This window comes from Metapseudomonas boanensis (assembly GCF_018704125.1).
GTDB lineage: Bacteria > Pseudomonadota > Gammaproteobacteria > Pseudomonadales > Pseudomonadaceae > Metapseudomonas > Metapseudomonas boanensis.
The window spans coordinates 98,480-125,227 of record NZ_JAGTIS010000004.1; the positions used below are offsets into that span (position 1 = coordinate 98,480).

Below are 26,748 nucleotides of genomic sequence, written 5' to 3' on the forward strand. Positions count from 1 at the left end.
CTCAACCAATCAGCATCGGGATGTTCTGATAGAGCGTCTGGATGTACTCCATCAGTTGGCGGGTCAGCCAGGGGCCCGCCCAGATCAGCGTCAGCAGCATCACGATGAGACGCGGCAGGAAGCTCAGGGTCTGCTCGTTGATCTGGGTGGCAGCCTGGAACATCGCCACAATCAGGCCCACCACCAGGCTCGGCACCACCAGGATGCCGACGATCAGGCAGGTTAGCCACAGCGCTTCACGGAACAGGTCGACGGCCACTTCAGGTGTCATGCGCCCCCCTATACGCCGCCGAAGCTTCCGGCGAGTGTGCCGATGATCAACGCCCAGCCATCCACCAGCACGAACAGCATGATCTTGAACGGCAAGGAAATGATCAGCGGCGAGAGCATCATCATACCCATGGCCATCAGCACGCTCGCCACGACCAGGTCGATGATCAGGAAAGGGATGAAGATCATGAAGCCGATCTGGAACGCAGTCTTCAGCTCGGAGGTGACGAAAGCTGGCACCAGGATGGTCAGGGGGGCGGCGTCCGGACTGGGAATGTCGGTGCGCTTGGAAAGCCGCATGAAGAGTTCCAGGTCGCTGGCGCGGGTCTGCGCCAGCATGAAGTTCTTGATCGGTACCTCGGCCTTGGTGATCGCCTCCTGCGCGGGCATCTGCTCGTTCAGGTAGGGCTGCAGTGCGTCGCGGTTCACCTGGTCGAACACCGGCGCCATGACGAACATCGTCAGGAACAGCGCCAGGCCAATGAGAATCTGGTTTGACGGCGTCTGCTGCAAGCCAAGCGCCTGGCGCAGGATGGAGAAGACGATGATGATCCGCGTGAAGCTGGTCATCAGCATGACGAACGCCGGAATGAAGCTCAGCGCCGTCATGATCAGCAGGATCTGCAAGCTGACCGAGTACTCCTGCTGACCTTCGGCGTTTGTGCTCAACGTGATGGCCGGAAGCGACAGCGGATTGTCGGCGCCAAGGGCCAGTGGCGCAGCCAGCACCAGCAGGCACGCCATGAGGATGCGGTGCAAAGCCATCAGTGCTTGTCCTTGCCGAGCAGTTCCATGAGTCGTTGGGCGAACTCCGGACTGGCCGCTTGGCTATCCGGAACCTGCACCGGCTCCTTGAGCACGTGCAGGGGTGTGATGCTTCCGGTGCTGAGGCCAAGAAGAATCTGCTCGGAACCAACCTGCACCAGCACCAGCCGATCGCGTGGGCCGAGGGACTGGCTCGACACCAGCTTGATAACCTGCCCGCCGCGCGGACTGAGCTGCTGGACGCGGCGCAGCAACCAAGCGAGCAGGAAGATCAGCCCCACCACCAGCAGCAGGCCAAGCGCCAATTGCCCCAATTGGGCCGCCATGCCGCTGCCGGCAACGGGCGCGACGGCCGCCGGCTCTGCAGCAAGCGCACTCAAGGGCAGCAGGGCGAGCCCCGCAACGATATGACGATGCATGGTGTCAGCGCAGCTTCTTGATGCGTTCGCTCGGGCTGATCACATCAGTCAGCCGAATACCGAACTTCTCATTGACCACCACTACCTCACCATGGGCGATCAGAGTGCCATTGACCAACACATCCAGCGGCTCGCCGGCCAGGCGATCGAGCTCGATCACCGAGCCCTGGTTGAGCTGCAGCAGGTTGCGAATGGTGATGTCGGTATTGCCCACTTCCATGGAAATGGACACCGGGATGTCGAGAATCACATCCAGGTTCGGACCGTCCAGCGTCACCAGCCCGCCAGCGGCCTTGGGCCCGCTGCCGAACTCTTCCATCGGCGCTCGCGGCGAACTCGGTGCGGCAGCACCCTGGTTCATCAGGGCATCGATGTCGTCCTGGCTGGCATCGCCGGCTTCGGCCAGTGCCGCAGCCCACTCGTCGGCCAGGGCCTGTTCCTCAGGGGTGGTGGTGCCCATGTCGCTTGCCATCGGTTGACCTCGTCTGGCTCTTGATTCGTTGGCAGCGTCGCTATCAGCGCTGACGCTCTATGGGATCGAGGATCTGCAAGGACAAGTTGCCCTTGTGCGATCCCAACTTGGCCTTGAAGGCCGGCACACCGTTGGCGCGCATGATGATGTGTTCAGGCATCTCGACCGGAATCACGTCGCCCGGCTGCATGTGCAGGATGTCGCGCAGCTTGAGCTGGCGGCGCACCACGGTAGCGGCTACCGGCACGCTGACATCGAGGATGTCCTCGCGCAGGGCCTTGATCCAGCGCTCGTCCTGGTCGTCGACGTCGGACTGGAAGCCGGCATCGAGCATCTCGCGGATCGGTTCGATCATCGAATAGGGCATGGTGACGTGCAGGTCGCCGCCGCCGCCATCCAGTTCGATGTGGAAGGTAGACACCACCACCACTTCGCTGGGGCTGACGATGTTGGCCAGCGCCGGGTTCACCTCGGAATTGATGTATTCGAAGTTCACATCCAACACGGCATGCCACGCTTCAGCCAGATCAACGAAAGCCTGGTCCAGCACCATGCGCACCACGCGCAGCTCGGTAGGGGTGAACTCACGCCCCTCGATCTTGGCGTGGCGTCCGTCGCCGCCGAAGAAATTGTCCACCAGCTTGAACACCAGCTTGGCATCGAGGATGAACAGTGTCGTGCCGCGCAGCGGCTTCATCTTCACCAGATTGAGGCTGGTCGGCACGTAGAGCGAATGCACGTACTCGCCGAACTTCATCACTTGCACGCCGCCCACCGCCACATCCGCCGAGCGGCGCAACAGGTTGAACATGCTGATGCGGGTGTATCGGGCGAAACGCTCGTTGATCATCTCCAGGGTCGGCATACGCCCCCGGACGATGCGATCCTGGCTGGTCAGGTCGTAGCTTTTGATACTGCCAGGTTCGGCCTCGGACTCGGTTTCCACCAGGCCATCGTCGACGCCGTGCAACAGCGCATCGATTTCATCCTGGGACAGCAGGTCTTGAACAGCCATGGTTGCACCTTGCCTACTGCAATACGAAATTGGTGAAAAGTACTTGCTCGACGACCAGTTCGCCGATCTCCTTCTTGGCCAGTTCCTGGACAGTGGCAGTAGCCTGCTGACGCAGCATCTCCTTGCCAACCGGGGTGACCAGGGTGTCGAAGCTCTGGCTGGAGAAGAGCATGACGAGCTTGTTGCGCAGCAGCGGCATATGCACTTTCAGCGCGTCCAGCTGCGCCTGGTCGCGGGCCAGCAACGAAAGGCTGACCTGCATGTAGCGCTGCCGCCCGTTCTGCGAAAAGTTGACAACGAAGGCTGGAGCAAGGTCCTCGTAGATAGCCGGTTGCTTGCCTGGCGCCGCAGCCTCGGCCACCTCGTCCGTTGCGCTTTCGGCCTGCCGGTCGCCTCGACTGAGGAAGAACCAGGTCGCGCCGACCGAAAGGGATACCGCCAGAAGCAAGGCCACTGCAATCAGCAAGATCAGTTTCAGCCTGCTCTTGTCGCCCGCTGACGCGGCGGCTGCAGCCGGGGTCTTCGCGTTGTTCTTTGCCATGCCAATAATCCGTCACTTGGCGGGGTAGGACCCACCTTTTCAGGGTGATGAGCAAGTGTTATGCCAGCTCGCCAACCATTCGGACGGTGCCGCATCCACTCCAGGGCAGCGGATATACCAGTGTCGCCGCCAACTGTCACTCGGGAGCAAGGGGGAATTGGGAGATACGGGAGGTAAGAGCATGCCCGACGGCCCCGCCCCCTCTTCCCGAAGAGGAGAGGGGTGACACGCGCCTGAAGCTTTTTGTGCGTGCCGGCAACGTGGAGCCTGGCTGAAGGTAGAAACCAGTCTTTACCGGGGCCAACTCCCTTCGTTCTTTCAGAGAGAGGGCCATGGGATCAGGCGTAATAATCCACCAACCCACGCCCAGCACCCACACTGGCCGAGCGAATCTCGCTGACGCTCACTGATGGGTCTTCATCTCCCACACCACCGAAATCAGCACGCGCGCCGCCGCCACGCCGCTCGGCGTCACCGCCCTGCCCTTGCCAGCCGCGACCCAGCGACTGGTCGGAGACGCTCACGTCCAACTGGTTCATCCCCTGTTGGGCGAAGAGGTCGCGCAGACGATGCATTTGGCCTTCCAGGGCATCGCGGACACCCGCGTTCGGACTGGCGAAAGTCACCTGCGCCTGGTCCTGCGTCATGTGCACTCGTACCTCCAGACGACCCAACTCGGCGGGATCGAGCTGGATCTCTGCCGACTTCAGGTTTTGACTGGACAGCCACATGACGCGATCCACCACAGCCTCGCTCCATCCCCCTTGCTGGAGGGCGACAGGCTGCCCCGGTACCAGGTTCGGCGTGCGCTGCGCCTGGGCCACCGGCTGGCCGATAGCCTGGCTAAGCGCGCTGAGGCGACTGGCCAGGACCTCACTGCGGGCGTCGGAAGAGCTCTCGCCCAGAGCTTCGCCCAGGCCGCCGGAATGCTCGGCCACGGACAACTCGCCTTCCAGCTGAAGCTCACCGTCCTCCACTGGCTGATCCGCAAAAGCCGATAGCGCACTGGCGAACTCAGCGGAGGTGGCGGACTGCTGGTTGGTGCCCTGTACCTGCGGGGTTGACTGGGCCGATTGGGCGAGCTGTTCCATTGCCATTTTCACGGCAGGCCTGGTATCCGGTGAGACCTGCTCAGGAGCTTGGCTCGACTCGCCCAAGATCCTGGGAGTGGCACTGTCCGGCAGAGCGACTGTCGGCATGACGGGCAACCCCTCGAGCGCAGCACTGGACTGCTCCGGCGACACCTGGTCGGCCGCCACCACAGGCGACGCCGGACCGATTACCGATGCACCCGAGGCTGGCTGGGTCTCCGCTGCCTCGGATGGTAGCTGCTCGACCATCGCCATCAGCAGCATCGGGTCAATGACAGGCTCGCCCTGGACTTGCGGGTCATCGACTTCCTCGGCCGGCAAGGCATTGCCGCTTTCGGCAACACTCTCCGCACGGTCAGCCGCCTCGGCAACCGGCTGGCCAGCTTCGTCCGGCTGGCCCGTTTCGGCCGGTTCCTTGCACTCGGCAGCCGTGGCCTGACGCTCTTTCGCGTACATCCTGGCAAAGCTGGACGCCTCGCCGTTGTTGGCTTGCGCCGTCTTTTCCGGGGCTTTTGCAACCGGTGCTTTCGGCTTCACGTCAGGCGTGGCCTGAAGAAGCAGATTGGGGGCAACGGGCATGGGCACTCTCCGCTCGAGTTGGTTCGTGCCCGGGCTGTAGCAAGTGGCGGGCCAATTATTCAAAGCCGGCCGGAGAGCGGGTAACCAGCCAGTTCAGCGACTGCGCTCGTCATCCAGCAAGCGACTGACAATGGCAAACTCCTGCTCGATCGACTCGATCAGCGGAGGCGCTTCATCCAATTGCTCTTGCTTGGCGAGTTCCTCCAACCGCTTGCAGAGGCTTGCCAGTGGCAAAGCGCCCATGTTGCTGCAACTTCCCTTGAAGCTGTGAGCAGATAGACGCAAGGCCTGGGCATCACGCTGCTGGACCGCCTGATGAAACTGGCGCAGACGCTCGCCCGAATCAGCCATGAAGGTGTCCAGCAATACGGGAAATTCATCTTCCATGACTTCCTTCAGGGCGGCTAAGACAGCGTTGTCGAGATGAGTTTCTGACACTCAGTTCCCCCCCTTTCGAATCGGTGATCAACTTGTCTGACTGGGCCAGCGGAACTCGACGCAAACCCCGGAGCCGGACTCTGACGGGCCGCAGCGCGCCGCGAGCTGGCTGATCAAGGTCAGGCCACGGCCACAGAGGCTGTCCATCGAAGGTTGCCGGGCCAGGCTGCCGGCCAGGTCAAAACCCTTGCCGCTGTCCTCGACGCGGATGAGCAAGCGTCCGCCGCCCTTCTCTTGCGGAACAAGTTCGAGATGGAAGCGCACATAGCCTTGCTCAAGCCCCGCCAGACGCTCGCTGCGCTCTCGGTAATAGCGAGAGAAGCCTTCAGCATCGCGCTTGAGCGATGAATCCAGATCCAGCACCCCGTGCTCCAGGGCGTTGGAGTAAAGCTCGGCAAGTACGGTGTAGATAGCGCCCCCCTGCTCACGCAACCCCTGGACTTCCAGCAACAGCTGGAGCAGGAAGGGCAGCGGATTGAAGCGTTTCAGGGTCTGGGCACGGAACTCGAAACTGGCCGCCCAATCCAGCGGACTGGCCTGACCACTGTCGGTGAATGCCAGTTTGGCGCGCTCCACGGTCTCATCCAGGACGCACACTTCGATCATGCTGACGTCGTCCTGGGCCTGGCCGCGAAATGCGGTCAGGGCCTGCTGTATCTCCTCGAACAGCCTGTCGCCTTGGCGATTTGCGTCGAAAACCGCCTGCAGACGCTCATCACCGAACAGCTCATCGGCATCGTTGCGCGTCTCCAGCACGCCGTCGGAAACCAGCACAAGGCGATCCCCGGTTTCCACCGGATAGGTTTCGAACCGGGCGTCGAACGACGCCGGATCAAGCACTCCGAGCGGCAGGTGGCGAGATACCAGCGGCACCACTTCGCCGCTATCGGCACGTCGCAGGTGGCCATTGGGAAGACCGCCGTTCCAGACTTCGACTACTCGCCTATGAAAACTCAGATTCACCAGGGCCGCGCAGCAGAAGACGCCCACCGGCAGGATCCGCTTCAGCTTGGCGTTCATCTCCCGGAGGATGTCGACCAGGCCATAGCCCTTGGCGGTCATCCCGTAGAACACCTCGGCCAGGGGCATCGCGCCGATGGCTGCCGGCAGGCCATGGCCGGTGAAATCGCCCAGCAGCACATGCATGCCGCCGGATGGTTTGTAGGCGGCCAACAGCAGGTCACCATTGAACAAGGCGTACGGCGATTGCAGATAACGAATGTTCGGCGCGCTGAGGCAGCCGGTGTGCGCCACCTTGTCGAAGACCGCCTTGGCCACCCGCTGCTCGGTGAGCAGGTGTTCATTGTGCCGGGCGATCAGGTCGCGCTGTTGCAGCACCGTATCCTGGAGGCGACGCAGGCGGTCCAGGGCCTTGATCTTGGCTTCGAGTATCACCGGGTTGTAAGGCTTGGCGAGGAAGTCGTCGCCCCCCGCCTCCAGGCAGCGCACCAGGGCCTCATTTTCCGTCAGTGAGGTAAGGAAGATGATCGGCACCAGCGCATCCCCAGCCAGTTGCTTGATCCGCTTGGCCGCCTCGAAGCCGTCCATGACGGGCATCAGGGCATCCATCAGCACCAGCTGCGGTTGCTCCTGGCGGAACAGCGCGACCGCCTCCAGGCCATTGCTGGCGGCCAGGGCACGGTGGCCCTGGCGACTGACAATGGTGGAGAGCAACAAGCGATCAGCGGCGTTGTCCTCGGCAATCAGGATGGACAACGGCTGGGACATACGGACGAGTCCTCAGGCGATCTGGAAGAGTTGTTCGAAATTGGAGATGGCGAGGATCTTGCGAACGTCAGGGCTGCAGTTGGCCAGACGTATCTGGGCTCGGTCACCGCCGGCATGGTCACGCAGCAACAGCAGCATGCCCAGCGCAGAGCTATCCAGGTAGGTGGTGCCTTTCAGGTCTACGACATAGCGCGTGGGCGTGATGTTCACACGCTCATAGGCATCGCGGAATTCCTGGTGGGCGCCGAAATCGAAACGTCCCTGGATCGAGATGGTCAACTCCTGCCCATCGTCTGAGGGCATCGAGGTGATCGCCATGCAAAGCTCCTTGTTCAAGTTCGGTTTACGCGTGGAGAAGATTTAGCACCCACACCCAAGCAGGGCAACAACAAAGCGGTGCATGCCTGAAATTTAGGATTCTTTTGCACGTTCGGGAAACCCGAGGCGACCAGCCGTAGGGGGCGCAGACAGACCTGCTGCCTGCTTGGCGAATGAACTCGCCCCCCCCCACTGATTTCATGCGCCAAATGCTACTCCGCGCCGTGCTGCAGCAGCCGCTGCGCCAGCTCGTCAAGTAGCCTCTGCTCGCGCTTGTCCTCGGCCATTCGGGCCTCGTCGATGTAGCGCTGCACGAGTTTGCGCAGGCCTTCCAGCCGTGCATAACGTTCTTGCCAGGCCGCGCGGGCCTTGGTCAGGTTGTCCCGGTGCCAATTGACGCTCTGGCTCTGTTGGCCGATGGCCGATTCCAACTGCGAGAGGAAGCGCTGATAGTTCATCAGCCACTGGCCAGAGACACCCTTGCGCCCTTCGTCCAGCCATTGCTGCTGGTAGTCGGCGCGGTAGCGCTCGAGTTCGCCGAGTTTCATTTCCGCCTGGGTCAGCTGACCCTGGCAACGCCCGAGCATCCTGGCCGCCTCACGCTCAGCGCGCGCAGCCATCTCCACCACTGGCGCCAGGCGCGCCGCTCGAATTCGCGACATTCGTCATCAACCCAGCGGGGCGACGCCTAGGGTCGCGGCCAGGCGAGCGCTGCTCTGGGCCAGCCCCTCACTCTCATCAAGCGCCTGACGCAGGAATGCCGCCATGCCAGGCTGGCGCGCGATGGCCTGGTCGGTCTCAGGGTCCCCACCGACCACATAGGCACCGACGCTGATCAGGTCCCGGCTCTGCTGGTAACGCGACCACAGCTGCTTGAATCGCTGGGCCAGTTTCATGTGGTCGGCGCTGACCACCTGCGGCATGACCCGGCTGATGGACGCTTCGATATCGATGGCCGGGTAATGCCCTTCCTCCGCCAGCCGGCGCGACAGCACGAAGTGCCCGTCGAGCACGCCCCGTGCCGAGTCGGCGATAGGGTCCTGCTGATCGTCGCCTTCGGACAGCACGGTGTAGAACGCGGTGATCGAACCACCACCCTGCTCCGCATTGCCCGCCCGCTCCACCAGCTTCGGCAGCTTGGCGAATACCGATGGCGGATAGCCCTTCGTCGCGGGCGGCTCACCGATGGCCAATGCGATTTCCCTCTGGGCCTGGGCGAAACGGGTCAGCGAATCCATCAGCAGCAGGACGTTCTTGCCCTTGTCACGGAAATATTCGGCAATCCGCGTGCAGTACATGGCGGCCCGCAGGCGCATCAGCGGTGCGTCGTCTGCAGGCGATGCCACGACTACCGAACGTTTTAGGCCCTCCTCACCGAGGATGTGCTCGATGAATTCCTTCACTTCACGGCCCCGCTCACCGATCAGGCCGACGACGATGATGTCGGCGTCGGTGAAGCGCGTCATCATGCCCAACAGCACGCTCTTGCCGACGCCGGTGCCGGCGAACAGGCCGAGGCGCTGGCCGCGCCCGACAGTGAGCAGCGCATTGATAGAGCGGATACCAACGTCCAGCGGCTCGCTGATGGGATGACGCTTGAGCGGGTTGATGGTGGGACCATCCATGGGCACCCAATCTTCGGCGCGCATGCCGCCCTTGCCGTCGAGAGCGCGCCCCACGCCATCCAGCACACGCCCGAGCATGGACATGCCCATGGGCAGGCGGCCGGTGTCCGGCAGTGGCACCACGCGAGCACCGGGCGCGATTCCGGCCAAGCTGCCAACCGGCATCAGGAATATCTTGCTGCCGGAAAAGCCCATCACCTCGGCCTCGACTTGTACCGGGTGGTAGCTGTCGTCGTTGACCACCAGGCAACGGCTGCCTACCGGCGCGCGCAAGCCTTCGGCTTCCAGAGTGAGGCCAACCATGCGCAACAGGCGTCCCTCCACCACGGGTTGTGCAGGCAGCTCGATGACATCGGAATAGCCCGCCAGACGCTTGGCGAAGCTGGTGCGTTCAATCCGCATGGACGGCCATTTCCAAGGCGCCTACGTCCAGCGAGCGATCAGCCGCCGGTGGATGGACCTTGTGCTCCCGCTGACGTTCGAACAATTGCTTGAGCGCCTGGCTGAGGCGTGTCTCGACGCTGGCGTCGATACGACTGTGTTCGGTCTCGACGCGGCAACCGCCGGGCTGCAGCGCCTCATCTTCGAGAATGCGCCAGGTTTCCTCATGCCGGTCACGCATGGCCTTGACCAGGTCGAAGTCCTGCGGATTGACGTGGATACGAACGTTGCCGGCCCCCATGGGCAGCAACTTCAGGGCCTCTCGCAGCACATGGCGAAGCTGGCTGGAGTCGGTGTGCAACTCACGCTGGATCACTTCGCGGGTAATCAGGCTGACCAGATGAACCAGGGACTCCTCGATCTGCCGATCCTGCTCTGCGATCGGATCGAGCAGCTGGCCCATGACTCGCTCCAGACGTTCGACCTGGGCACAGAGTGTTACCTCCGCCTCCTGCCTGGCCTTGATCTGGCCGGCGTGGAAGCCGTCTTTCTCACCTGTTGCGAAACCTTCGTTGTAGGCGTCCTGACGGATCGCCTCCAACTCATCGAGCGTCAGCGGCTTGACGGCTTCGAGCTCCACGTCCTCCACCTGACCAAGCGGCTCGGCGGCGGCAAACTGCTCGGCCTCGTCCACTTCGGCCGGCTGTTCTGCCTCTACGACAACAGGGCTTTCCGGATCGAAGCTGGGCAGCGACCAGCGGTCGAATACGCCAAGGTCCTTGCCCCGGATCAGTTCGCTCGACGAGTCCTTGTTGGCCATTGTGCGCGCCTCAGATCATTTCTTCGCCGCCCTTGCCGCCGAGGACGATTTCCCCGGCTTCGGCCATACGGCGGGCGATGGTGAGGATTTCCTTCTGCGCCGACTCCACGTCGCTGACTCGCACCGGACCCTTGGCTTCCAGATCGTCGCGCAACAGCTCGGCAGCGCGCTTGGACATGTTCTTGAAGATCTTTTCCTTGATGGCATCGTCCGAGCCCTTCAGGGCCAGCACCAGCACATCCGACGACACTTCGCGCAGCAACGCCTGGATGCCGCGATCGTCGACATCGGCCAGGTTGTCGAAGACGAACATCAGGTCTTCGATCTGAGTCGAAAGGTCCTCGTCCACCTCGCGAATCGAGTCCATCAGCTGGCCTTCGACCGAGCTGTCGAGGAAGTTCATGATGTCCGCCGCGCGCTTCACCCCGCCCATGCTCGTGCGGGTGGTGCTGGCATTGCCGGCGAACTGCTTCTCGAGAATCAGGTTGAGTTCCTTGAGGGCGGAAGGTTGCACGGTGTTCAGCGACGATACGCGCAGGACGATATCCAGACGCACCTTGTGGTCGAAGTGGCTGAGCACTTCGGCGGCCTGGTCAGGGTCGAGATAGGCAACCACGATCGCCTGGATCTGCGGGTGCTCGTAGCGGATCACATCGGCAACGGCGCGCGGTTCCATCCATTTCAGGCTGTCCAGGCCACTGGTGCTGCCACCCAGCAGGATACGGTCGATCAGGTTGTTGGCCTTGTCCTCGCCCAGGGCCTGGGTGAGCATCTTGCGGATGTAACCGTCAGCGCCGACGCCGAGACTGGTCTGGTCGCCGACGATCTCGACGAACTCGCTCATCACCTGCTCCACCTGCTCGCGATGGACATTGCGCATCTGCGCCATGGCCACGCCGACCCGCTGCACTTCCTTCGGCCCCATGTGACGGAGCACCTGGGCGGCATCGGTCTCACCCAGAGACAACAGCAGGATGGCAGCCTTGTCGACCTTGGCCAGTTTCGCGGGGGCGCGGTTCTCACTCATCGGCGTTGATCCATTCTTTGACTACCTGGGCCACGCGGCCGGGATCTTCCGCCACCAGATTCTTGATGGCGTTGAGCTGCGCATCATACCCGTCGCTCGGGCTAGGCAGGAGGATGCTCTGCGGCCCGCCGAGGCTGACGCGGTCCTCCGGCAGCTCGCCAGACAGGCCCATCACGCCCAAGTCGACATCACCATCGCGACCGCCCACCAGCTCCTTGCCCTTACCGCTGCCCGTGATGTTGTTCAGCACCGGGCGCAGCACGCCGAACACCAGCACCAGGATGAAGAGCACGCCCAGCACTTGCTTGACCACATCCCAGAACCAGGGCTGGGTGTAGAACGGAATGTCGATGACCTCTTCACCGCTGTCGGCAATGAAGGGGGTATTGATCACACTGACGCTGTCGCCACGGCTGGCGTCGTAGCCCACGGCGTCCTGGACCAGACGGGTGAAACGGGCGATCTCCTCGGTGCTCCAGGCTAACCGGGAGGTCTCGCCGGTTTGCGGGTCCACCTTGACCTGGTCATCGAGCACCACGGCGACGGAAAGCCGACGCAAGCGACCCTGCTGCTGCTTCGTGTAGCTGATGGAGCGGTCCAGTTCGTAGTTGCGGGTGGCCTGGTCGCGCTTGTCGGTCGGGTACGGCGCCAACATCGGCTTGCCGGTGGCGGGGTCGATGATCTGCTGGCCGTTGCTATCCAGCAGCGGTTGCCCCGGCGCCAATCCCGGCGCTGCAGCACCGTTGGCTTGTTGCGGCGCGGCACCCGGCGCCGGCGGCTGGTTGGACAGCGCCCCGGGGACGCCTTGCGGCCCGCTGCTGTTCTGCCGCTCCTCGTTGACGCTCTGTTCGCTGCGCAGCGCCGGCTGGTCCGGGTTGTACATTTCGGAAGTCGATTCGACCGCGCTGAAGTCCACATCCGCCGAGACTTCCGCCTTGTAGCGGCCATTCCCCAGGACCGGCTGCAGGATGCTATGCACGCGCTGTGTGTAAAGGGTCTCCATACGCCGGGAGTAGTCGAACTGCTTACCCGCCATGGTCAGCTCGGAGAGCTCCTGCTGGTCGGACAACAGGTTGCCTTTCTGATCGACGACCGTGACCTGGGATTTTTCGAGCTCCGGCACGCTGGTGGCGATCAGGTTGACGATGGCCATCACCTGGCTCGGCTCCAGGCCACGCCCCGGATAGAGTTCCACCAGCACCGAGGCACTCGGCTTGCGTTCATCACGGACGAATACCGAGCTCTTGGGAATCGCCAGGTGCACACGGGCACCCTTGACGTTGTTCAGGCTGGAGATGGTACGCGCCAGCTCACCTTCCAGCCCGCGGCGGTAGCGGGTCGCCTCCATGAACTGGCTGGTGCCCAGACCCTGCTCCTTGTCGAGAATTTCGAAGCCGACGTTGCCATCGCTCGGCGCCACCCCCGCACCAGCGAGTTTCAGCCGCGCGCGGGCCAGGTCGTCCGCCTTCACCAGTAGGGCACCGGAGTTGGGTTCGATCTTGTAGGGGATGTCCGCGGCCGTGAGGGCATCCACCACCTGGTTGGCATCCATACCGGAAAGGCTGCCGTACAACGGACGATAGTCCGGCTGCTGGGACCAGAGGACCACGGCAAAGCCAACGGCAACGCTGGCGGCCAGCCCGACCAGCAAGCCGACCTGGCGCAGCATGGTCATCTGCGAAAGGTTTTCCAGGAAGGCGAGGCCGAACAGGGGCTTCTTCCCGCCCGGCTCGATCGATGCGTCCATCTTGGCCGGGACCTTTGCTGCAGCGTCAGCCATGTCTCAATCCGTCCTTATACCGGCATCTGCATGATGTCTTGGTAGGCCTGCACCAGCTTGTTACGCACCTGGGTCATGGCCTGGAAGGAAACGCTGGCTTTCTGCGACGCAATCATGACGTCGGTCAGGTCCACGCCGGTCTTGCCGACTTCGAAGGCCGTTGCAAGTTCGCTGGCCGCCTGCTGGGTATCGTTGACCTTGTTGACGGCCTGGCCAAGCACCTCAGCGAAGTTCGGCGCCCCGACTTCCGGCGCGGCGACGGGTACAGGCTTGGCGCGCGCCATGGCATCCATCTGCATGGCACGCATTTCCAACATCAGGCGATTGAACTCGACACCCTGGCTCATCACATTCCTCCCACTGCCGCGCTTTTTTGACACTGCGCGGCTTGATGAAGGGGTATCTGCAACAAGGGTGCCAAGAGTTCAGGAATGGCGACTCGAAAGGTCGGCAGAATCGCAGGACCGGCCCCCTCTCCCTTTGGGAGAGGGTTGGGGTGAGGGATGTCTCGGCTGGCTCGAACTCCGGACGGCAGGCGCTGGGGCCTGCATCGCGAATGAATACGCCCCTACAAAGAATCCATCAGCCCCTCGGGATGCCGCCATTCAGCTGGCGTACAGATACGCCTCCACATCCATCCCCGCATCGCGCATCTGCGCCAGCTTGTAGCGCAAGGTACGCGGACTGATGCCCAGGCGCTCGGCAGCTTCCTTGCGGCGGCCACGCTCGGAGCGCAGCGTGTCGATGATCACCTGGAACTCATGGCGCCTCAGGTCATCGCCCAAGCCGCCGGCAGCTTCGACAGGCGCTGCTGGCATGGTCGCCATTGGCACTGCGACTGGAACCACCGTCAAGGGAGCGATGGGTGCCACCGACATGCCGATGGGCGCGGTAAGGCAAAGGTCCTGGGGCTGGATGCTGCCACCCTGCTGCAGGATCAGCGCTCGCTGCACGGCGTTATCCAGTTCTCGTACGTTGCCTGGCCACGCGTGAGCGACCAGCGCGGCCTGGGCCTCGACCGAGAAGCGCACCGCGCCATGGTTCATTTTTTTGACGTGCTTGGCCAACAGGCGCTCGGCCAGCGGGAGGATATCCGCCGGACGCTCACGCAACGGCCGCCAAGCCAGAGGGAAGACAGAGAGGCGATAGTAGAGATCCTCGCGGAAGCGCCCCGCCGCCACTTCCCCTGCCAGGTCACGGTTAGTGGTAGCGAGCACGCGGATGTCCAGGTTGATCGGCCGACGCGCACCAACGCGCTCCACCTCACGCTCCTGCAACACGCGCAACAGCTTGGCCTGCAAGCCGATCGGCATCTCGGAAATCTCGTCGAGCAGGATGGTGCCTCCGTCGGCCAACTCGAACTTGCCCGGCGCACTGGAAATGGCACCGGTGAACGCGCCCTTTTCATGACCGAAGAGCGTGGCTTCGAGCATGTTGTCAGGAATCGCCGCGCAGTTGATGGCAATGAACGGCTTCGCGGCACGCGGGGATTGCTGATGGATGTAGCGCGCCAGCACCTCCTTGCCCGTGCCGGACTCACCGGAGATGAGTACCGTGGAATCACTCCTGGCGACGCGCGCCGCCAGGTCCAGCAGCTGTCGACTGGCCGGCTCCAGGGCCACCGGCCCGTCCTGATCAGCCACGCTCATGCGGCCGAGGGCATGACGCGCCACCAGCTCCAGCAGGGTGTTCGGCTCGAAGGGTTTGACCAGGTAGTCCGCCGCTCCCTGACGAATCGCCTCGACGGCGCGCTCCACTGCGCCATAGGCAGTCATCAACAACACCGGCAATTGCGGCAGGCGCTGACGCACGATGCCCAGCAACTGATGGCCATCCATGCCCGGCATGTTGACGTCGCTGATCATCAGGCCGAAGGGCTCTTCCCCGAGGGCCACCAGGGCCGCCTCTGCGCAATCCACCGCACGGTAGTCGTAACCGCCCAGCAACAGCGTGTCCGCCAGCGCTTCACGCAAGGCACGGTCATCTTCGACCAGCAGAATTTTGGCAGTCATCGTCCTTTACTCCTGTGAAACCGACTGGACCGCGGGAATCAGCGGCAGAACCAGGGTGGCGCATGTGCCACGACCGGGCTTCGATCGCAGCTGCAACTCCCCCTGGTGCGCACGCGCCACGGCCTTGACCACCGCCAGGCCGAGGCCCGTACCGGTGGTCTTGGTGGTGAAGAAGGGCTCGCCCAGGCGCGCCAGGGTGGCGGCATCAATCCCAGGGCCGTTGTCGCTGATGGCCAGCCACAGGCTTCCCTCTCGCGCATAGAGATGCACCTTCAGGCGCAGGTCACGACCCGCCGCCTGAATGGCGTTTTCGATCAGGTTGAGCAGTGCGCCGACCAGGGTGTCGCGATTGCACAGCAACTCGCCCTCGGCAATGTCGCACTGCCAGCGAACATTCAGACCCTCCACATGGGAGTCGGCCGACTCGCGCAGCGCAGCGAACAGCGCGCGCGGTGCCAGGCGATCCGGCAACGGCAATTCCCCGCGCGCGAATACCAGCATGTCACGCACCTGGTGTTCCAGCTCGTGCAGCCGCTCCTTCAAGCGGCCGGCGAAGCGCTGTTGCTGCTCCACCGGCAATACCTGCTGGCTGAGGTGGCTGGCGTAAAGCAAGGCTGCGGAAAGTGGGGTACGAATCTGATGAGCAAGCGACGCCACCATCCGCCCCAGCGCAGACAGGCGCTCATGGCGCGAGAGCTGATCCTGCAAGCGCCGGGTTTCTGTCAGGTCGGTGAGCAGCACCAACTGGCCGGGCTCGGCACTGAGGGAGCGGGTGGCGATGGACAGCCGACGGCCATCCTTGAGGGAGATTTCATGGCCGTCGTCCTCACGGGGCGCAAAGCTACGAGTGATCACCTGACGCCAGAGCATGCCGACCAGAGGCTGCCCCAGCAGGCCACGCGCCACAGGGTTGGCCTCGCGCACCACGCCCTGCCCGTCGATCACGATCACGCCGCCAGGGAGCAGGTCCAGCAGGCTTTGCAGGCGGTTGGCCAGACGTTCCTTCTCGGCCAGCTCCTGCATGCGCTGGGCGCTGACCAGGGCCAGCTGTCCCTTCAGCTCAGTGACCCGCGCTTCCAGCATGCTGTAGGACTCACTGAGCTGGCTCGACATCTGGTTGAACAGGGCGAACGCCTGCTCAAGGCCAGCACGGCCGGCCTGCTCAGCGGCAGAGGGCTCAGGATTCTGCGCGGGGATGACAGCTGGGTTCATTCTTCTCTCTCGCTCCATCGACCGTCAGCAGACGGTCGGTCGAGAGAGCCTAAGCAAGACCCGTGCCTAAAAAAATATCCCTATGAATCAAGGACATGAGAAATGGCAGCTTATTCCTCCGCCAATTCCTCGTCGCGACGGCTCATGCCGTACTTGCGCATTTTCTCCACCAGCGTGGTGCGGCGGATGCGCAAGCGTTCGGCGGCACGCGCCACAACCCCGGAGGCATCATCCAAAGCCTGCTGGATCAGCCCCTGCTCGAGGTTGCCCAGGTAGTCCTTGAGGTCGAGGCCTTCCGGCGGAAGCATTGCAGGGCTGGCGACGCCCGGCAGACCAGCACCAATGGCCGAGCGCTCTTCGATGTCTTCGCGCATGGCTTTGAGCTGCTCGTCCTCGTCGTCGACATGGCGGAACTTCTTCGGCAGCTCGCTTACGCCGATGACACCGTAGGGGTGCATGATCGCCATGCGCTCCACCAGGTTCGCCAACTCGCGGACGTTGCCCGGCCAGTCGTGGTTGCACAGCGACATGATGGCGGCGGAGTTGAAACGGATGGAGCCGCGCTTCTCGTGCTCCATGCGCGAAATGAGCTCATTGATCAGCAGCGGAATGTCTTCCACGCGCTCACGCAATGGCGCCATGTCGATGGGGAACACGTTCAGGCGGTAGTAGAGGTCTTCGCGGAAGCTGCCGACCTCGATCATCTGCTCGAGGTTCTTGTGGGTGGCGGCGATGATGCGCACGTCGACGTTCTGGGTCTTGTTGCTGCCCACACGCTCGAAGGTGCGCTCCTGCAGTACACGCAGCAGCTTCACCTGCATCGGCAGCGGCATATCGCCGATCTCGTCGAGGAACAAGGTGCCGCCATTGGCCAGCTCGAAGCGCCCTGCCCGGCTGGTGATTGCACCGGTGAAAGCGCCCTTTTCATGGCCGAACAGCTCGCTCTCCAGCAACTCCGCCGGAATGGCGCCACAATTTACCGGCACGAAAGGCGCCTCGCGACGCTTCGAGTGATAGTGCAGGTTGCGCGCCACCACTTCCTTGCCAGTGCCGGACTCGCCGAGGATCAGCACGCTGGCATCGGTATCGGCCACCTGCTGCATCATCTGCCGCACCTGCTGGATCGCACGACTGGTGCCCACCAGGCTGCGGAACAGGTTGGGCTCGCGCTGGCGTCCGCGCTCGCGGGCCTGATCGTACATCTCGCGATAGACCTGGGCGCGGTGCAGGGAATCCAGCAGCTTGTTGTAGCTCGGAGGAGTTTCCAGGCTGGCCAGCACACGTCGGCGCAAGTCTTCGGGCCAGTCCGGCGGTGTCGGCTCGCCAATCAGCAGCACCGGCAGGAATTCATCCCATGCCATCACCTGCTTGATCAACTCGAGGGCTCCGCCCTTGGCCGCAACCTCACCCAGCAACACACACAGGACCGAGCGGCTCGCCGCCAGGTCACCTGTCACTTGCTTCCAATCGTCACTGCCACAGGACAGGTGTTCTTCACCGAGGAAATTCAGAATCACCGCGAAATCACGGCGGCGATCGCTATTGTCGTCGATCAGCAAAATCTTGGTTTCACGCCACATCTTGTCTAGTTCTTGCTTTTAGGGATGGGCGCCGCATCGCGCGGCGTACGAGCAGACGGAGAAGCCTCTATGATGGGCTGGACCGGCAATTGGCCAGTAGTAAAGTCAAAAATCCACCCAGAGTCAATTTTATGGCGTGTTTTTTTGATCAGGTCGACGGGACGGCTAAGTGGCCGCCAGAGCAATGTCGAGACAACATCAGAAAGATATCAAAAAGCCTTCACCCAAAAAGCTGATAGACCTTGGCGCCCTGCTTTGCCTGGTTGAGCTGGATCAGCTCGCCGGCAAGGCGCTGCTGCTCGGCGTGGCAGACGCTAACGAGCTCTCGGTACAGCGCCAGCAGCTCTTCCATCCGCGCCTGCAAGGCCTTGCTATCAGGCACTGCGTCGAGCATGGCATCGTCGACCGCCTGACGGCACAGCTGATCCAATTCACCGATCGCCGCCCAGTCCTGGTTGGCCAGCGCTGCTCGCAGGGCGCTGCCGGTGGTTTCGAGACGCTGAACGGATGAACTCATGGTGTAATCCTCTACTGCCATTACGGTGCGATGGCATCCCAGGCGGATTTGATTTCGCGCAACAGCTCGGCCACTTCATCGAGCAGGCCCAGGTCGTTCTTCAGGTTGGCCTGCATGAGCCGGGACGCCATGTACTCGTAGAGGCTGTCCAGGTTACCGGCCAGTTCGCCGCCCTTCTGGTGATCCAACCCATCACGCAGGCCGCCGATGATAGCGATGGCCTTGCCGATCAGCTCGCCTTTCTGCGCTGTCTGGCCACGCTCCATGGCACCGCGCGCCTGGGCGAGGCGGCCCAGACCGCCCTCCATCAACATCTGGATCAGGCGATGGGGTGTTGTCTCGAAAACCTGCGCCTGGACATCGACCGATTGGTACTGTCTGAGGGCTGTCGCTGCGTACATGGTGGCTCCCGCGGAACTGACTGGCTGATACCCAAGGTATCGGCCGACCAGCGGTAACCTTTAGCCCGGATTTCCAATGTTCTGCAGGATTCTCGGCAAGCCTCCCTTCTAAGAGCGAGCTTGCTCGCGAACGCATGCTCACGTCTTTTTCGCCAGCATGCTGGCTCCTACAGTGGGCCAGGCGCAGCGCAAAGAGCCTCTCAACCGGCGGACACGTCCACTTCGGAACCAATGGCGTCCCAGGCTTCCTTGATTTGCAGCAGCAGCGCTTCCACCTCGTCAAGGTGACGCGGTGTCGAGTCCAGCGCCACGCCGGCCAGGCGACGGGTCATGTAGTCGTAGAGCGCGTCGAGGTTCGCGGCGATTTCCCCACCCAGCTCACGATCGAGGCCCGCCTGCAGCGCGCCGAGGATGCTCAGGGTGGAGCCGACCGCAACGCCGCGCACTTCCGGCTTGCCTTCCTGCATGGCGAAACGTGCCAGGGAGATACGCTCCAGGGCGCCCGCCAGCAGCAGTTGCACCGTCTGATAGGGCGTGACGTCCGGACTGGCGACGACTTGTTTGTAGGTATGGATAGGATGGGTCACGGCAGTTTAATCCTTCTGTACGACACCAGGCAGGCTGGCAAGGGCCTGGGTCAGGCGGTCACTGGTCTGGTTCAGGCGGCCCACCAGGGAGTCCATGGCATTGAACTGGTTGAGCAGGCGCTGCTGGACCTGCGTAACGCGCAGTTCCAGCGCTTCCTTCTGCTTGTCCACCGACTTGAGCGTGTTCTGCAAACCATCCATGCGTTGCTGCAGGATGCCGCCGGTCTGTGCATAGCCATCGACCCGCTTGTCGAGGCGACTCATCAAGCCCTGGTCGCCGGTGAAGAAGCTGGCGACTGAATCGAAATTCTCCTTCAGCGCCTTGTCCAGTTTGGTGTCGTCGATCTTCAGGGTGCCGTCTTTCTGGGTGGAGATTCCCAGGTCGGCCAACACACGCACACCCTCCTGGTCGGCAGGCGCAACCAGGTCGTTGCGTATGCCGCCCAGCAAGCTACGTACCGTGGCATCACCTACCAGGCCACCGACGACAGGTGCTTTCCCCTCCCCCGCCGAAACGACCGAGGTCAACTGGTTTGAGGTGGTCACTAGCTTGTTGTAGGCGTCGACAAACTTCTTGATATTGCTTTTGACCCCGGATTTATCCTGGTCGACGGTGAGAGTCAGGGATTTTTCGGTGCCAGCCGCCTTAAGCTCCAGAGTGACCTCGGGAATGGCCCCCGTGACACTGTTGGTTGCGCTCTCCAGGGCCAAGCCGTCGATGCTGAACTTGGCGTTGCGAGCCGCCTCGATGATCCCGCTGCTGGCCTCATCGGCACTGTCGAGCGTGCCACTGCCGATGGTCAGCGCGGCGAGATCGGGGTCGGCGCTGGTGACCTGCACGTCATTTCCGGCACCGCTCTTGGTCGAGGTCAGCACCAGGCGGGTCTTGCCATCGCTGGGGTTGGTCACCAGGTTGGCGCTCACGCCCTGGTCCTTGAGCTTGGCATTGAGGGTATCGCGCACCTGGGCCAGGGTGGCGCCTTCGGCGATTTCGACCTGAGTACCCGCGTCGGCAGCACCGACCTTGACCGTCAGCGTGCCGGCCACGGCATCAGCATCGCCATTGGTCGGCACGGTGAAGTCGCTGGCCAGGGCCGCGGTCCCGACCTTGCTGCCAGTGGCCAACTGACTGACCTTGATGGTGTAGCTGCCGGCCAGTGCCGACTTGGTGGCCGTGGCCGTCACCAGGCTGGCATCGGATGAGATTGCCGAGCGGTTCTCGAACAGCGAGGTCTTGTTGAGATCCTTGAGCGCGGTCTGGAGTTCGCTGAGGCTGCCCTTGAGCTGGCCAAGGGCAGAGAACTTGGTGGTGGTAGCCTTTTCAAGGCGCGCCAACTGAGCATCCTTGGGCGCCCGCTCGGCATTCACCAGTGCGTTCACGATGCTGCTGACATCGATGCCCGAGCCCAGTCCCGTAATTCCAGCCATCTCACCACCTCGTCAAGGGTTTGGCACTTGCGTACCGCGCGCCTGTTCGAAACAAATTCCGTGCCAAAGAATCTCCAGCCGGCTGTCAGGCTTCGGCCTGGAACAACAGGCTGCGTGCCTCGGACAGGCTTTCAGCCAGCTTCAGAACATCCTCCGAGGGAATCTGCCGAATCACTTCGCCAGACGCAGCGTCGGTCACCTTCACCACCACCCGGCCGCTGGAATCGTCCAGGGCAAAGCTCAGGTTGCGCTGGATGTTCTGCACGAAGTCCTGGATGTTCGACAAAGCTGCCTCGACAGGCTGCTCCCCCTGCTCGGGCTTTTCGCCCGCTCCTTGCGATTTTTGAGGCTGAAGTTCCGTTACAGACTCATTTCGTACCGGGCGCAACGGGTCGCCACCCTGGACTTGGCGGAGCTGCACACCAGACTGTGACTGCGCATTCAACTTAGTGACGTCCATCACCTCACCTCGCATGGCAAGACGGGGGAAAGCGCCAGGCACTTCCCCCCTTGGTGGTTACGCGGACTCGCCCCTAGGCTTAACGCAGGAGGCTGAGCACCGCCTGCGGCAGCTGGTTGGCCTGGGCCAGGATCGCAGTGCCGGCCTGCTGCAGGACCTGGTTCTTGGTCATGTTCGCAGATTCGGCGGCGAAGTCGGTATCCTGGATACGGCCGCGCGCAGCGGAGACGTTTTCCGTGATGTTCTGCAGGTTGGAGATCGTGTTGTCGAAGCGGTTCTGTACCGCACCGAGGTCGGCGCGCTGGGAATCGATGGACTTGATCGCGGCATCGATCACAGCAATCGCGTCTTGAGCACCGTCCGCAGTGGAAATGTCAACCTGGGCGACTGAGTCGACCGAGGAGGAACCGCCCGCGGTGGCGAAGACCTGAGTGTTTGCTCCGGCAAAGCTGAACTCGCCGACGCCGCTGAGCTGAACTTCGCCCACGGCTATGCGATTCGCGGCGCTGTTGACCGCTGCAGATGCTGCACCATTGATTCCTACGTCGTAGGTATGGGTAGCGTCTGCCTCTGCAATCAAGAAGCTAATATCGTCATTTCCCTTCAGCACGATCTGGGTCTTATCCAGCGAGCCGTCAGCTTTCTCGACAAAGCTGGCCTCAACACCAGCACCAGCCGAGTTAATCTGGTTCTTCAGTTCAGTAAGGTCGTTGGAGTTGAAGTTGGAAACAGCCACACCTTTTCCGTTGACCGTCATGGTCACCGAGCCACCATTGAAGGTCGCGTCGAACCCACCCATGGTCACTTCGTTTTTCACAGAAGCTGTAACGCCCACGCCTGCCGAAGCCGTCGCGGTGTTGATAGCATCGGCAATGGTTTTGGAAGAAGAGTTAGCGATGTAAGTGATGGCGCCAGTCGAACCTTTGGCATCCGAGATCTTGAAGTTGTCACCAGCCACGACCGCAGTGGTACCGTTGGTTGCAGCAGTAACCAACGTACCGGTCAATGTACCTTCCTTCTTATACTCATTGTTACCGAGCTTGGCCGCAGAAGTGGAAGAAATCGAGAAACCAATGGTTTCATTAGCTTGGGCGCCGACCTGGAAGTTTACATTCGCGAAATCGCCATTCAGCAGCTTGCGACCACCAAAAGTGGTTGTATTGGAAATTCGATCCAACTCTTCCTTGAGCTGCGTAACTTCCTGATTCAGGGCCTGGCGCTCGTTCGTGGAGTTAGAACCGTTAGCCGATTGCAGGGACAGATCGCGCATACGCTGCAGGATATTGGTGGACTGCTGCATGGCACCTTCGGCGGTCTGCGCCAAGGAGATACCGTCGTTGGCATTCCGCACGGCCACATTCAGGCCGTTGACCTGACTGGTCAGGCGGTTGGCGATCTGCAGGCCGGCGGCGTCGTCCTTGGCACTGTTGATGCGCGAACCGGTCGACAGGCGCTCAAGGGATTTGCTCAGCGCGTTGGAAGACGCGTTCAGGTTGCGCTGGGCGTTGAGGGACGAGACGTTGGTATTGACGGTCAAGGCCATGGTGGTATCTCCAAAGGGACCTAGTGTTTGCCTGAGTAAGCGCCTCGCGGGCTTCCATGCTCAGGCGCCCAGAGAGTTCGCATTCGTCTTTTGTATCGGCCCTTGGTCGGGGACCTTTAGGGCAATTTCAAAGATTTTTCAGATTTTCGAATTTGCCAGTATTGACAAGGACTTAGCACCACATACTCAACCTGTAGGAGCCAGCTTGCTGGCGAAGGACCCAGGTTTGGCCAAGTGTTCGCGAGCAGGCTCGCTCCGACAAACAATGAGCACCTGCCAAGGAGCGATCCAAGGGATGGGCTGAAGCAGAGCGTTTGGCTGCGTGCATCTGCCCTGAAGAAAATCAGGCCGGCACTTAACGCAGCTGGTTGAACAGATTCAGGCTGCTGACCTTTACGTAGCTCTGCTGCGCCGCCTCGAGAATGATCGACTGCATGGACAGGCGCGAGAGTGCCTCGGCATAGTCGAGGTCACGCAGTTCGGCCTGGACGCTCTTGTTCACCAGGCTGACTTCGTCATGGGAGGTCTGGGTAGATTCGACGGTGTTCAGGCGCGCGCCGATCTGGCCACGCACGGTATCGAGGGTGGTCATGCCATGGTCGAGGTTGGTGATGGCCAGTGCGACCGAGTCGCGAACCTCACGAGCCCCCTGCGGAGAGTCACTCCCCTGTTCCAGCGCCATCCGCAGGTTGGCAATGGTGTCGAGGATCCCGACCTTGTTGGCGGGCGCAGTGGCCGGGTCGCTGTCGGGCGGGCTGATGGTGAAGCTCGACCCGTTGGGCGGAGTGCCGTTGACGTGGAAGGTGACGCCACCATAACTCACCTTGGTGTCCTTGCCCGCAGCCAGCGTACCGCTGATAACCGGCCCGGCAGCCGGCTGTGGCAACGGCGTCAGGTTGTATTTCAGCGGATTGGCCGGGTCGTTGAAGTCCAGCTGGATGCCGCCCTGCGGGAAGCTGGCAAACGTCACTTCGTCATCCACCAGGGCGCCACTGACCAGCGGCCCGGCAGGTGCCGCCGGGTTGCCTGACACGCTCAGGCGCCCCGCATTGACTGCGTTCTCGAACACTGCGCGGCCGTTGTCACTGATGGCAATGTCCAGCGAACTGGCAACCTGCAATTTCCGCTGGCCCTCATCTCCTTGATAGCTGTAGGTGCCGTCCGCATTGCGCACGAACGGCTGGGTCTTGCCCTGGAAGCCGGCGAACAGGTATTCGCCGCGAGCATTGCGGGTGTTCATCAGGCCGAAGAGTTCCTCCTCGCGCTCGTCCAGTTCGGTCGCTATGGATCGGCGATCCGCGCTGCTAAGTGCGCCGTTGCCCGCCTGTACCGCCAACTCGCGCACGCGTTGCATGAGGTTGCTCACCGTATCGAGAGTGGCCTCTTCCTGGTTCAGGCTGTTCTGCGCTGCTGCCAGGTTGCCCTGATACTGGCTCAGCACATTCTGCTGCTGCTCCAGTTGCAGGAGCCGTACCGAGGCGACCGGGTCGTCGGCCGGAGTCAGGATGCGTTTGCCACTGCTGATCTGCTCCTGGGTCCGGGTCACGTCGGAGTAATTGCGCTGCAGGCCCGAGACGCCGTTGTTGAAGGCTTGAAGAGTCGAAATGCGCATGGGTATGACCTACTAGCGGAAGCTGCTGATCAGGGTATCGAACAGGGAGCGCGCAACTTGAATGATCTGGGCCGAAGCGTTGTAGTACTGCTCGAACTTGATCAGGTTGGCGGCTTCCTCATCCAGGTTCACGCCGGACAGTGAGTCGCGGTTATCGGAGGCCTGCTTGAGAACTGCCGTCGAAGCTTCGCTGTCCTGCCGCGCCTGGGCAGTCAAGGTGCCGACGCGCTCCACCAGCTCGCCATAGCCGTCGGTGAAGCTCACGCCCGAGCTGCCGCTGCCGAGGTTCGGGTCAACACCGATGCTGGCCTTGCTCTGCAGGTCCGCCAGCTTGAGCGCATTGCGGTTATCCGACACGCCGCCTCGATTGAAGCCCAGCGTGAAACTGTCGTTGTCCTGTGGGCGACCACTGAAGGTCTGCTGGATGGTGTAACTCTGGGTCACGCCGCCTGAAGTGACTTCCACCGCAAAAGACAGCGCATTGGACTGCCCGGGCGTGATCGCCAGCCCGGTGATGTCGGTCGGCGCCGCGGCTGGCGGCAACTGCGGCACGGTGGTGATGCGCACCCCTGCTGGCAGTGGCGACGGGAACTGCAATTGCTGGGTGGCATCGTCGTAGGTCAGCGTCAGATTGGGAAACGCGCTGATGACAGCCTGAGCGAGCGGATCAGAACGCAGGGCCTGCATGCTGGCCAGGCTGGCCGGATCGAGCACTTGGACGATCTCCGGCGCGCCGATCACCGCGTTGCCACGGTTCTGCAGGTTGGACTCGCTGCGCAGCGGCGCGGCGAAGGACAACTGGTCGGCCTGGTCCAACTCCACCGAAATGGATGAGGCACCCATCCGGGTGGGTTCCAGCATGAAGCGGTCGCCGGCGGAGGGTGTGCCCGTGAGCGTTACGCTGAAGCCCTGATCCCGGCCAGCGGCGTCGCGCAAGCTCAGCTTCAACGGATTGCTCGGGTCGGGCGTGACGGTCATGACTGCACCGTCGCTCAGGCGGCGTGCCTGATAGCTGGAGCCATCGAACTCGAGGCGATAGTCGCTGGTTCCGAGCAGGCGCGTGTCGTCGATCGACAGGGATGCATCGGCCGATGATGTGTTGTCGCTGAACGCACGGGCACGGAGGTCCGCCAACTGCGGATCGTTGTAGTCGCCGAACAGCATCGAGCCGACCTGCCCTTTGAGGTCGAGCCCCTGACCCAGCTGACCGTTGACCTGGTCGCTGATAGCGAGGGCCAGGCGACCCAGGGAATTGGTCGACGGATCGAGGACCTCGCTGCGGTAGCGGATCAGCCCACCCAACTCGCCACCACTGACCTGGGGCGTGACGTTCTGATGCGTCCCGCCGTTGACCAGCTCAACTTCGAAGCGGCTTGGATCACCCTGACCGTTGACGATCTGCAGGCGACTTACCGTGCTGCCGACCACTAGCGGCTGGCCGCTGCCGATGAACAGGTTGAGGCTGTTGTCGTCCTGTTTGACAACGTTCACCCCGATATAGCTGGACAGCTGGCGTACGGCCTCATCGCGAGCATCGAGCAAGTCGTTGGGTTGCTTGCCGTTGGCCGATGCTTCGGCAATGGCATTGTTGAGACTGCCGATCGAGGTGGCCAGGCGGTTGACCTGTTCGCTGACCGTGACCATCTGGCTGTTGATGAAGCCATTCTGCTCGCTGAGACGGTCATGCAGGGTATTGAAGCGCCTGGCGAGGCCTTCAGCTTCAGCCAGCACCAGCTCACGGGCCGGAGTGTTGGCCGGGTCTTCCGCCGCGGTCTGCAGGGCGGCGAAAAACTTCTGCATGGACGGCGTAATGCCAGTGGTGGTGCTTGCCAGCAGCGAATCGAGCTGATCGATCTGACTCTTGTATGCGGTCACATCGCTGTTCAGGGCCGTGGAGTTGCGCAACTGGGAGGTGAGGAACTCACTGTAGGTGCGTCGAACCTCGGTCAGCGCAGCGCCGGAGCCGATATAGCCTGCCCCGCTGAACTGAGGGAGTCGAGTGGCCTGAGAGGCATCCTGGCGACTGAAGCCCGGAGTGTTGACGTTGGTGATGTTGTGGCCGGTGATGGAGAGTTGCGTCTTGCTGACGCTAAGCCCCGACAGGCCAATGTTCAGTAGGTCAGCCAT

The 26,748-nt window shown here is 62.3% G+C and carries 27 protein-coding genes; all 27 read right to left on the bottom strand.

The window, feature by feature from the left end; all coding sequences use genetic code 11:
* Position 1: 1 nt before the first annotated feature.
* The 27 genes from fliQ to flgK all read right to left on the bottom strand — a co-directional run bounded on the left by fliQ (position 2) and on the right by flgK (position 26,748).
* The gene (gene fliQ, locus J7302_RS09820; RefSeq protein WP_215373304.1) at positions 2-271 is read right to left on the bottom strand and encodes a flagellar biosynthesis protein FliQ; all 270 of its coding nucleotides are present in this window, start codon (positions 269-271) and stop codon (positions 2-4) included.
* Between the two features lie 8 nt (positions 272-279).
* Positions 280-1,035, bottom strand: a complete 756-nt coding sequence (gene fliP, locus J7302_RS09825; RefSeq protein ID WP_215373306.1) for a flagellar type III secretion system pore protein FliP — start codon at positions 1,033-1,035, stop codon at positions 280-282.
* Positions 1,035-1,454 (bottom strand): flagellar biosynthetic protein FliO, encoded by a 420-nt coding sequence (fliO, locus tag J7302_RS09830; RefSeq protein ID WP_215373309.1) that lies wholly within the window; start codon positions 1,452-1,454, stop codon positions 1,035-1,037. The genes fliP and fliO overlap by 1 nt, the downstream gene beginning before the upstream one ends.
* Before the next feature lie 4 nt (positions 1,455-1,458).
* Positions 1,459-1,926 carry a flagellar motor switch protein FliN gene (gene fliN / locus J7302_RS09835; protein ID WP_215373312.1) on the bottom strand — a complete coding sequence of 156 codons (468 nt, stop codon included), beginning with the start codon at positions 1,924-1,926 and terminating at the stop codon, positions 1,459-1,461.
* Positions 1,927-1,969: 43 nt separating this feature from the next.
* On the bottom strand, positions 1,970-2,941 hold the full coding sequence (gene fliM, locus J7302_RS09840) for a flagellar motor switch protein FliM (RefSeq protein ID WP_215373314.1): 972 nt from the start codon (positions 2,939-2,941) through the stop codon (positions 1,970-1,972).
* 13 nt (positions 2,942-2,954) lie between these two features.
* Positions 2,955-3,482 carry a flagellar basal body-associated protein FliL gene (gene fliL / locus J7302_RS09845; protein ID WP_215373317.1) on the bottom strand — a complete coding sequence of 176 codons (528 nt, stop codon included), beginning with the start codon at positions 3,480-3,482 and terminating at the stop codon, positions 2,955-2,957.
* A 338-nt stretch (positions 3,483-3,820) separates the two neighbouring features.
* A complete protein-coding gene (locus tag J7302_RS09850) occupies positions 3,821-5,152 on the bottom strand; it encodes a flagellar hook-length control protein FliK (RefSeq protein WP_215373320.1) in 1,332 nt (443 codons plus the stop codon).
* 93 nt (positions 5,153-5,245) lie between these two features.
* Complete coding sequence (locus J7302_RS09855) at positions 5,246-5,590, bottom strand: Hpt domain-containing protein (RefSeq protein WP_215373322.1); 345 nt, start codon at positions 5,588-5,590, stop codon at positions 5,246-5,248.
* 27 nt (positions 5,591-5,617) lie between these two features.
* Positions 5,618-7,318: an ATP-binding SpoIIE family protein phosphatase gene (locus tag J7302_RS09860; RefSeq protein WP_215373324.1), complete on the bottom strand. Its 1,701-nt coding sequence runs from the start codon at positions 7,316-7,318 to the stop codon at positions 5,618-5,620.
* A 12-nt stretch (positions 7,319-7,330) separates the two neighbouring features.
* Positions 7,331-7,636: an STAS domain-containing protein gene (locus J7302_RS09865; RefSeq protein WP_215373326.1), complete on the bottom strand. Its 306-nt coding sequence runs from the start codon at positions 7,634-7,636 to the stop codon at positions 7,331-7,333.
* Between the two features lie 212 nt (positions 7,637-7,848).
* Complete coding sequence (gene fliJ, locus J7302_RS09870; RefSeq protein ID WP_215373329.1) at positions 7,849-8,298, bottom strand: flagellar export protein FliJ; 450 nt, start codon at positions 8,296-8,298, stop codon at positions 7,849-7,851.
* Positions 8,299-8,304: 6 nt separating this feature from the next.
* Entirely contained in the window at positions 8,305-9,663 is a 1,359-nt protein-coding gene (gene fliI, locus J7302_RS09875; RefSeq protein ID WP_215373331.1) for a flagellar protein export ATPase FliI, read from the bottom strand.
* A complete protein-coding gene (gene fliH, locus J7302_RS09880) occupies positions 9,653-10,462 on the bottom strand; it encodes a flagellar assembly protein FliH (protein WP_215373333.1) in 810 nt (269 codons plus the stop codon). The genes fliI and fliH overlap by 11 nt, the downstream gene beginning before the upstream one ends.
* Before the next feature lie 10 nt (positions 10,463-10,472).
* A complete protein-coding gene (gene fliG, locus J7302_RS09885; RefSeq protein WP_215373335.1) occupies positions 10,473-11,489 on the bottom strand; it encodes a flagellar motor switch protein FliG in 1,017 nt (338 codons plus the stop codon).
* Positions 11,482-13,269: a flagellar basal-body MS-ring/collar protein FliF gene (gene fliF, locus J7302_RS09890; RefSeq protein WP_215373337.1), complete on the bottom strand. Its 1,788-nt coding sequence runs from the start codon at positions 13,267-13,269 to the stop codon at positions 11,482-11,484. The genes fliG and fliF overlap by 8 nt, the downstream gene beginning before the upstream one ends.
* A gap of 14 nt (positions 13,270-13,283) precedes the next feature.
* Positions 13,284-13,616 carry a flagellar hook-basal body complex protein FliE gene (fliE, locus tag J7302_RS09895; protein WP_215373339.1) on the bottom strand — a complete coding sequence of 111 codons (333 nt, stop codon included), beginning with the start codon at positions 13,614-13,616 and terminating at the stop codon, positions 13,284-13,286.
* A gap of 258 nt (positions 13,617-13,874) precedes the next feature.
* Positions 13,875-15,281: a sigma-54-dependent response regulator transcription factor FleR gene (gene fleR / locus J7302_RS09900; protein WP_215373342.1), complete on the bottom strand. Its 1,407-nt coding sequence runs from the start codon at positions 15,279-15,281 to the stop codon at positions 13,875-13,877.
* Positions 15,282-15,287: 6 nt separating this feature from the next.
* Positions 15,288-16,493, bottom strand: a complete 1,206-nt coding sequence (locus tag J7302_RS09905) for a sensor histidine kinase (protein WP_215373344.1) — start codon at positions 16,491-16,493, stop codon at positions 15,288-15,290.
* Between the two features lie 110 nt (positions 16,494-16,603).
* Entirely contained in the window at positions 16,604-18,073 is a 1,470-nt protein-coding gene (locus J7302_RS09910) for a sigma-54 dependent transcriptional regulator (protein ID WP_215373346.1), read from the bottom strand.
* Between the two features lie 220 nt (positions 18,074-18,293).
* Complete coding sequence (locus J7302_RS09915; RefSeq protein ID WP_215373348.1) at positions 18,294-18,590, bottom strand: flagellar protein FliT; 297 nt, start codon at positions 18,588-18,590, stop codon at positions 18,294-18,296.
* Between the two features lie 20 nt (positions 18,591-18,610).
* Positions 18,611-18,991 (bottom strand): flagellar export chaperone FliS, encoded by a 381-nt coding sequence (fliS, locus tag J7302_RS09920; protein WP_215373350.1) that lies wholly within the window; start codon positions 18,989-18,991, stop codon positions 18,611-18,613.
* A 200-nt stretch (positions 18,992-19,191) separates the two neighbouring features.
* Positions 19,192-19,578, bottom strand: a complete 387-nt coding sequence (gene fliS, locus J7302_RS09925) for a flagellar export chaperone FliS (protein ID WP_215373352.1) — start codon at positions 19,576-19,578, stop codon at positions 19,192-19,194.
* Positions 19,579-19,584: 6 nt separating this feature from the next.
* On the bottom strand, positions 19,585-21,006 hold the full coding sequence (fliD, locus tag J7302_RS09930) for a flagellar filament capping protein FliD (protein ID WP_215373354.1): 1,422 nt from the start codon (positions 21,004-21,006) through the stop codon (positions 19,585-19,587).
* An 85-nt stretch (positions 21,007-21,091) separates the two neighbouring features.
* The gene (locus tag J7302_RS09935; protein ID WP_215373356.1) at positions 21,092-21,466 is read right to left on the bottom strand and encodes a flagellar protein FlaG; all 375 of its coding nucleotides are present in this window, start codon (positions 21,464-21,466) and stop codon (positions 21,092-21,094) included.
* 79 nt (positions 21,467-21,545) lie between these two features.
* Positions 21,546-23,009, bottom strand: coding sequence for a flagellin (locus tag J7302_RS09940; RefSeq protein WP_215373360.1), 1,464 nt, complete (start codon positions 23,007-23,009; stop codon positions 21,546-21,548).
* 355 nt (positions 23,010-23,364) lie between these two features.
* Entirely contained in the window at positions 23,365-24,621 is a 1,257-nt protein-coding gene (gene flgL, locus J7302_RS09945) for a flagellar hook-associated protein FlgL (protein WP_215373363.1), read from the bottom strand.
* A gap of 12 nt (positions 24,622-24,633) precedes the next feature.
* Entirely contained in the window at positions 24,634-26,748 is a 2,115-nt protein-coding gene (flgK, locus tag J7302_RS09950) for a flagellar hook-associated protein FlgK (RefSeq protein ID WP_215373367.1), read from the bottom strand.

Bases quoted from the DNA above. Each gene is read 5' to 3' on its own strand.
- fliN (WP_215373312.1), bottom strand. From the start codon at position 1,926: ATGGCAAGCGACATGGGCACCACCACCCCTGAGGAACAGGCCCTGGCC.
- fliG (WP_215373335.1), bottom strand. From the start codon at position 11,489: ATGAGTGAGAACCGCGCCCCCGCGAAACTGGCCAAGGTCGACAAGGCT.
- fliF (WP_215373337.1), bottom strand. From the start codon at position 13,269: ATGGCTGACGCTGCAGCAAAGGTCCCGGCCAAGATGGACGCATCGATC.
- J7302_RS09935 (WP_215373356.1), bottom strand. From the start codon at position 21,466: ATGGACGTCACTAAGTTGAATGCGCAGTCACAGTCTGGTGTGCAGCTC.
- fliP (WP_215373306.1), bottom strand. From the start codon at position 1,035: ATGGCTTTGCACCGCATCCTCATGGCGTGCCTGCTGGTGCTGGCTGCG.
- fliI (WP_215373331.1), bottom strand. From the start codon at position 9,663: ATGCGGATTGAACGCACCAGCTTCGCCAAGCGTCTGGCGGGCTATTCC.
- J7302_RS09915 (WP_215373348.1), bottom strand. From the start codon at position 18,590: ATGAGTTCATCCGTTCAGCGTCTCGAAACCACCGGCAGCGCCCTGCGA.
- fliJ (WP_215373329.1), bottom strand. From the start codon at position 8,298: ATGTCGCGAATTCGAGCGGCGCGCCTGGCGCCAGTGGTGGAGATGGCT.
- J7302_RS09940 (WP_215373360.1), bottom strand. From the start codon at position 23,009: ATGGCCTTGACCGTCAATACCAACGTCTCGTCCCTCAACGCCCAGCGC.
- flgL (WP_215373363.1), bottom strand. From the start codon at position 24,621: ATGCGCATTTCGACTCTTCAAGCCTTCAACAACGGCGTCTCGGGCCTG.
- J7302_RS09910 (WP_215373346.1), bottom strand. From the start codon at position 18,073: ATGTGGCGTGAAACCAAGATTTTGCTGATCGACGACAATAGCGATCGC.
- J7302_RS09905 (WP_215373344.1), bottom strand. From the start codon at position 16,493: ATGAACCCAGCTGTCATCCCCGCGCAGAATCCTGAGCCCTCTGCCGCT.
- J7302_RS09865 (WP_215373326.1), bottom strand. From the start codon at position 7,636: ATGGCGATCACCTCGATGCCCTCAGACGATGGGCAGGAGTTGACCATC.
- fliO (WP_215373309.1), bottom strand. From the start codon at position 1,454: ATGCATCGTCATATCGTTGCGGGGCTCGCCCTGCTGCCCTTGAGTGCG.
- fliQ (WP_215373304.1), bottom strand. From the start codon at position 271: ATGACACCTGAAGTGGCCGTCGACCTGTTCCGTGAAGCGCTGTGGCTA.
- fliH (WP_215373333.1), bottom strand. From the start codon at position 10,462: ATGGCCAACAAGGACTCGTCGAGCGAACTGATCCGGGGCAAGGACCTT.
- fliS (WP_215373350.1), bottom strand. From the start codon at position 18,991: ATGTACGCAGCGACAGCCCTCAGACAGTACCAATCGGTCGATGTCCAG.
- fliD (WP_215373354.1), bottom strand. From the start codon at position 21,006: ATGGCTGGAATTACGGGACTGGGCTCGGGCATCGATGTCAGCAGCATC.
- flgK (WP_215373367.1), bottom strand. From the start codon at position 26,748: ATGGCTGACCTACTGAACATTGGCCTGTCGGGGCTTAGCGTCAGCAAG.
- fleR (WP_215373342.1), bottom strand. From the start codon at position 15,281: ATGACTGCCAAAATTCTGCTGGTCGAAGATGACCGTGCCTTGCGTGAA.
- J7302_RS09860 (WP_215373324.1), bottom strand. From the start codon at position 7,318: ATGTCCCAGCCGTTGTCCATCCTGATTGCCGAGGACAACGCCGCTGAT.
- fliE (WP_215373339.1), bottom strand. From the start codon at position 13,616: ATGAGCCAGGGTGTCGAGTTCAATCGCCTGATGTTGGAAATGCGTGCC.
- fliM (WP_215373314.1), bottom strand. From the start codon at position 2,941: ATGGCTGTTCAAGACCTGCTGTCCCAGGATGAAATCGATGCGCTGTTG.
- J7302_RS09850 (WP_215373320.1), bottom strand. From the start codon at position 5,152: ATGCCCGTTGCCCCCAATCTGCTTCTTCAGGCCACGCCTGACGTGAAG.
- fliL (WP_215373317.1), bottom strand. From the start codon at position 3,482: ATGGCAAAGAACAACGCGAAGACCCCGGCTGCAGCCGCCGCGTCAGCG.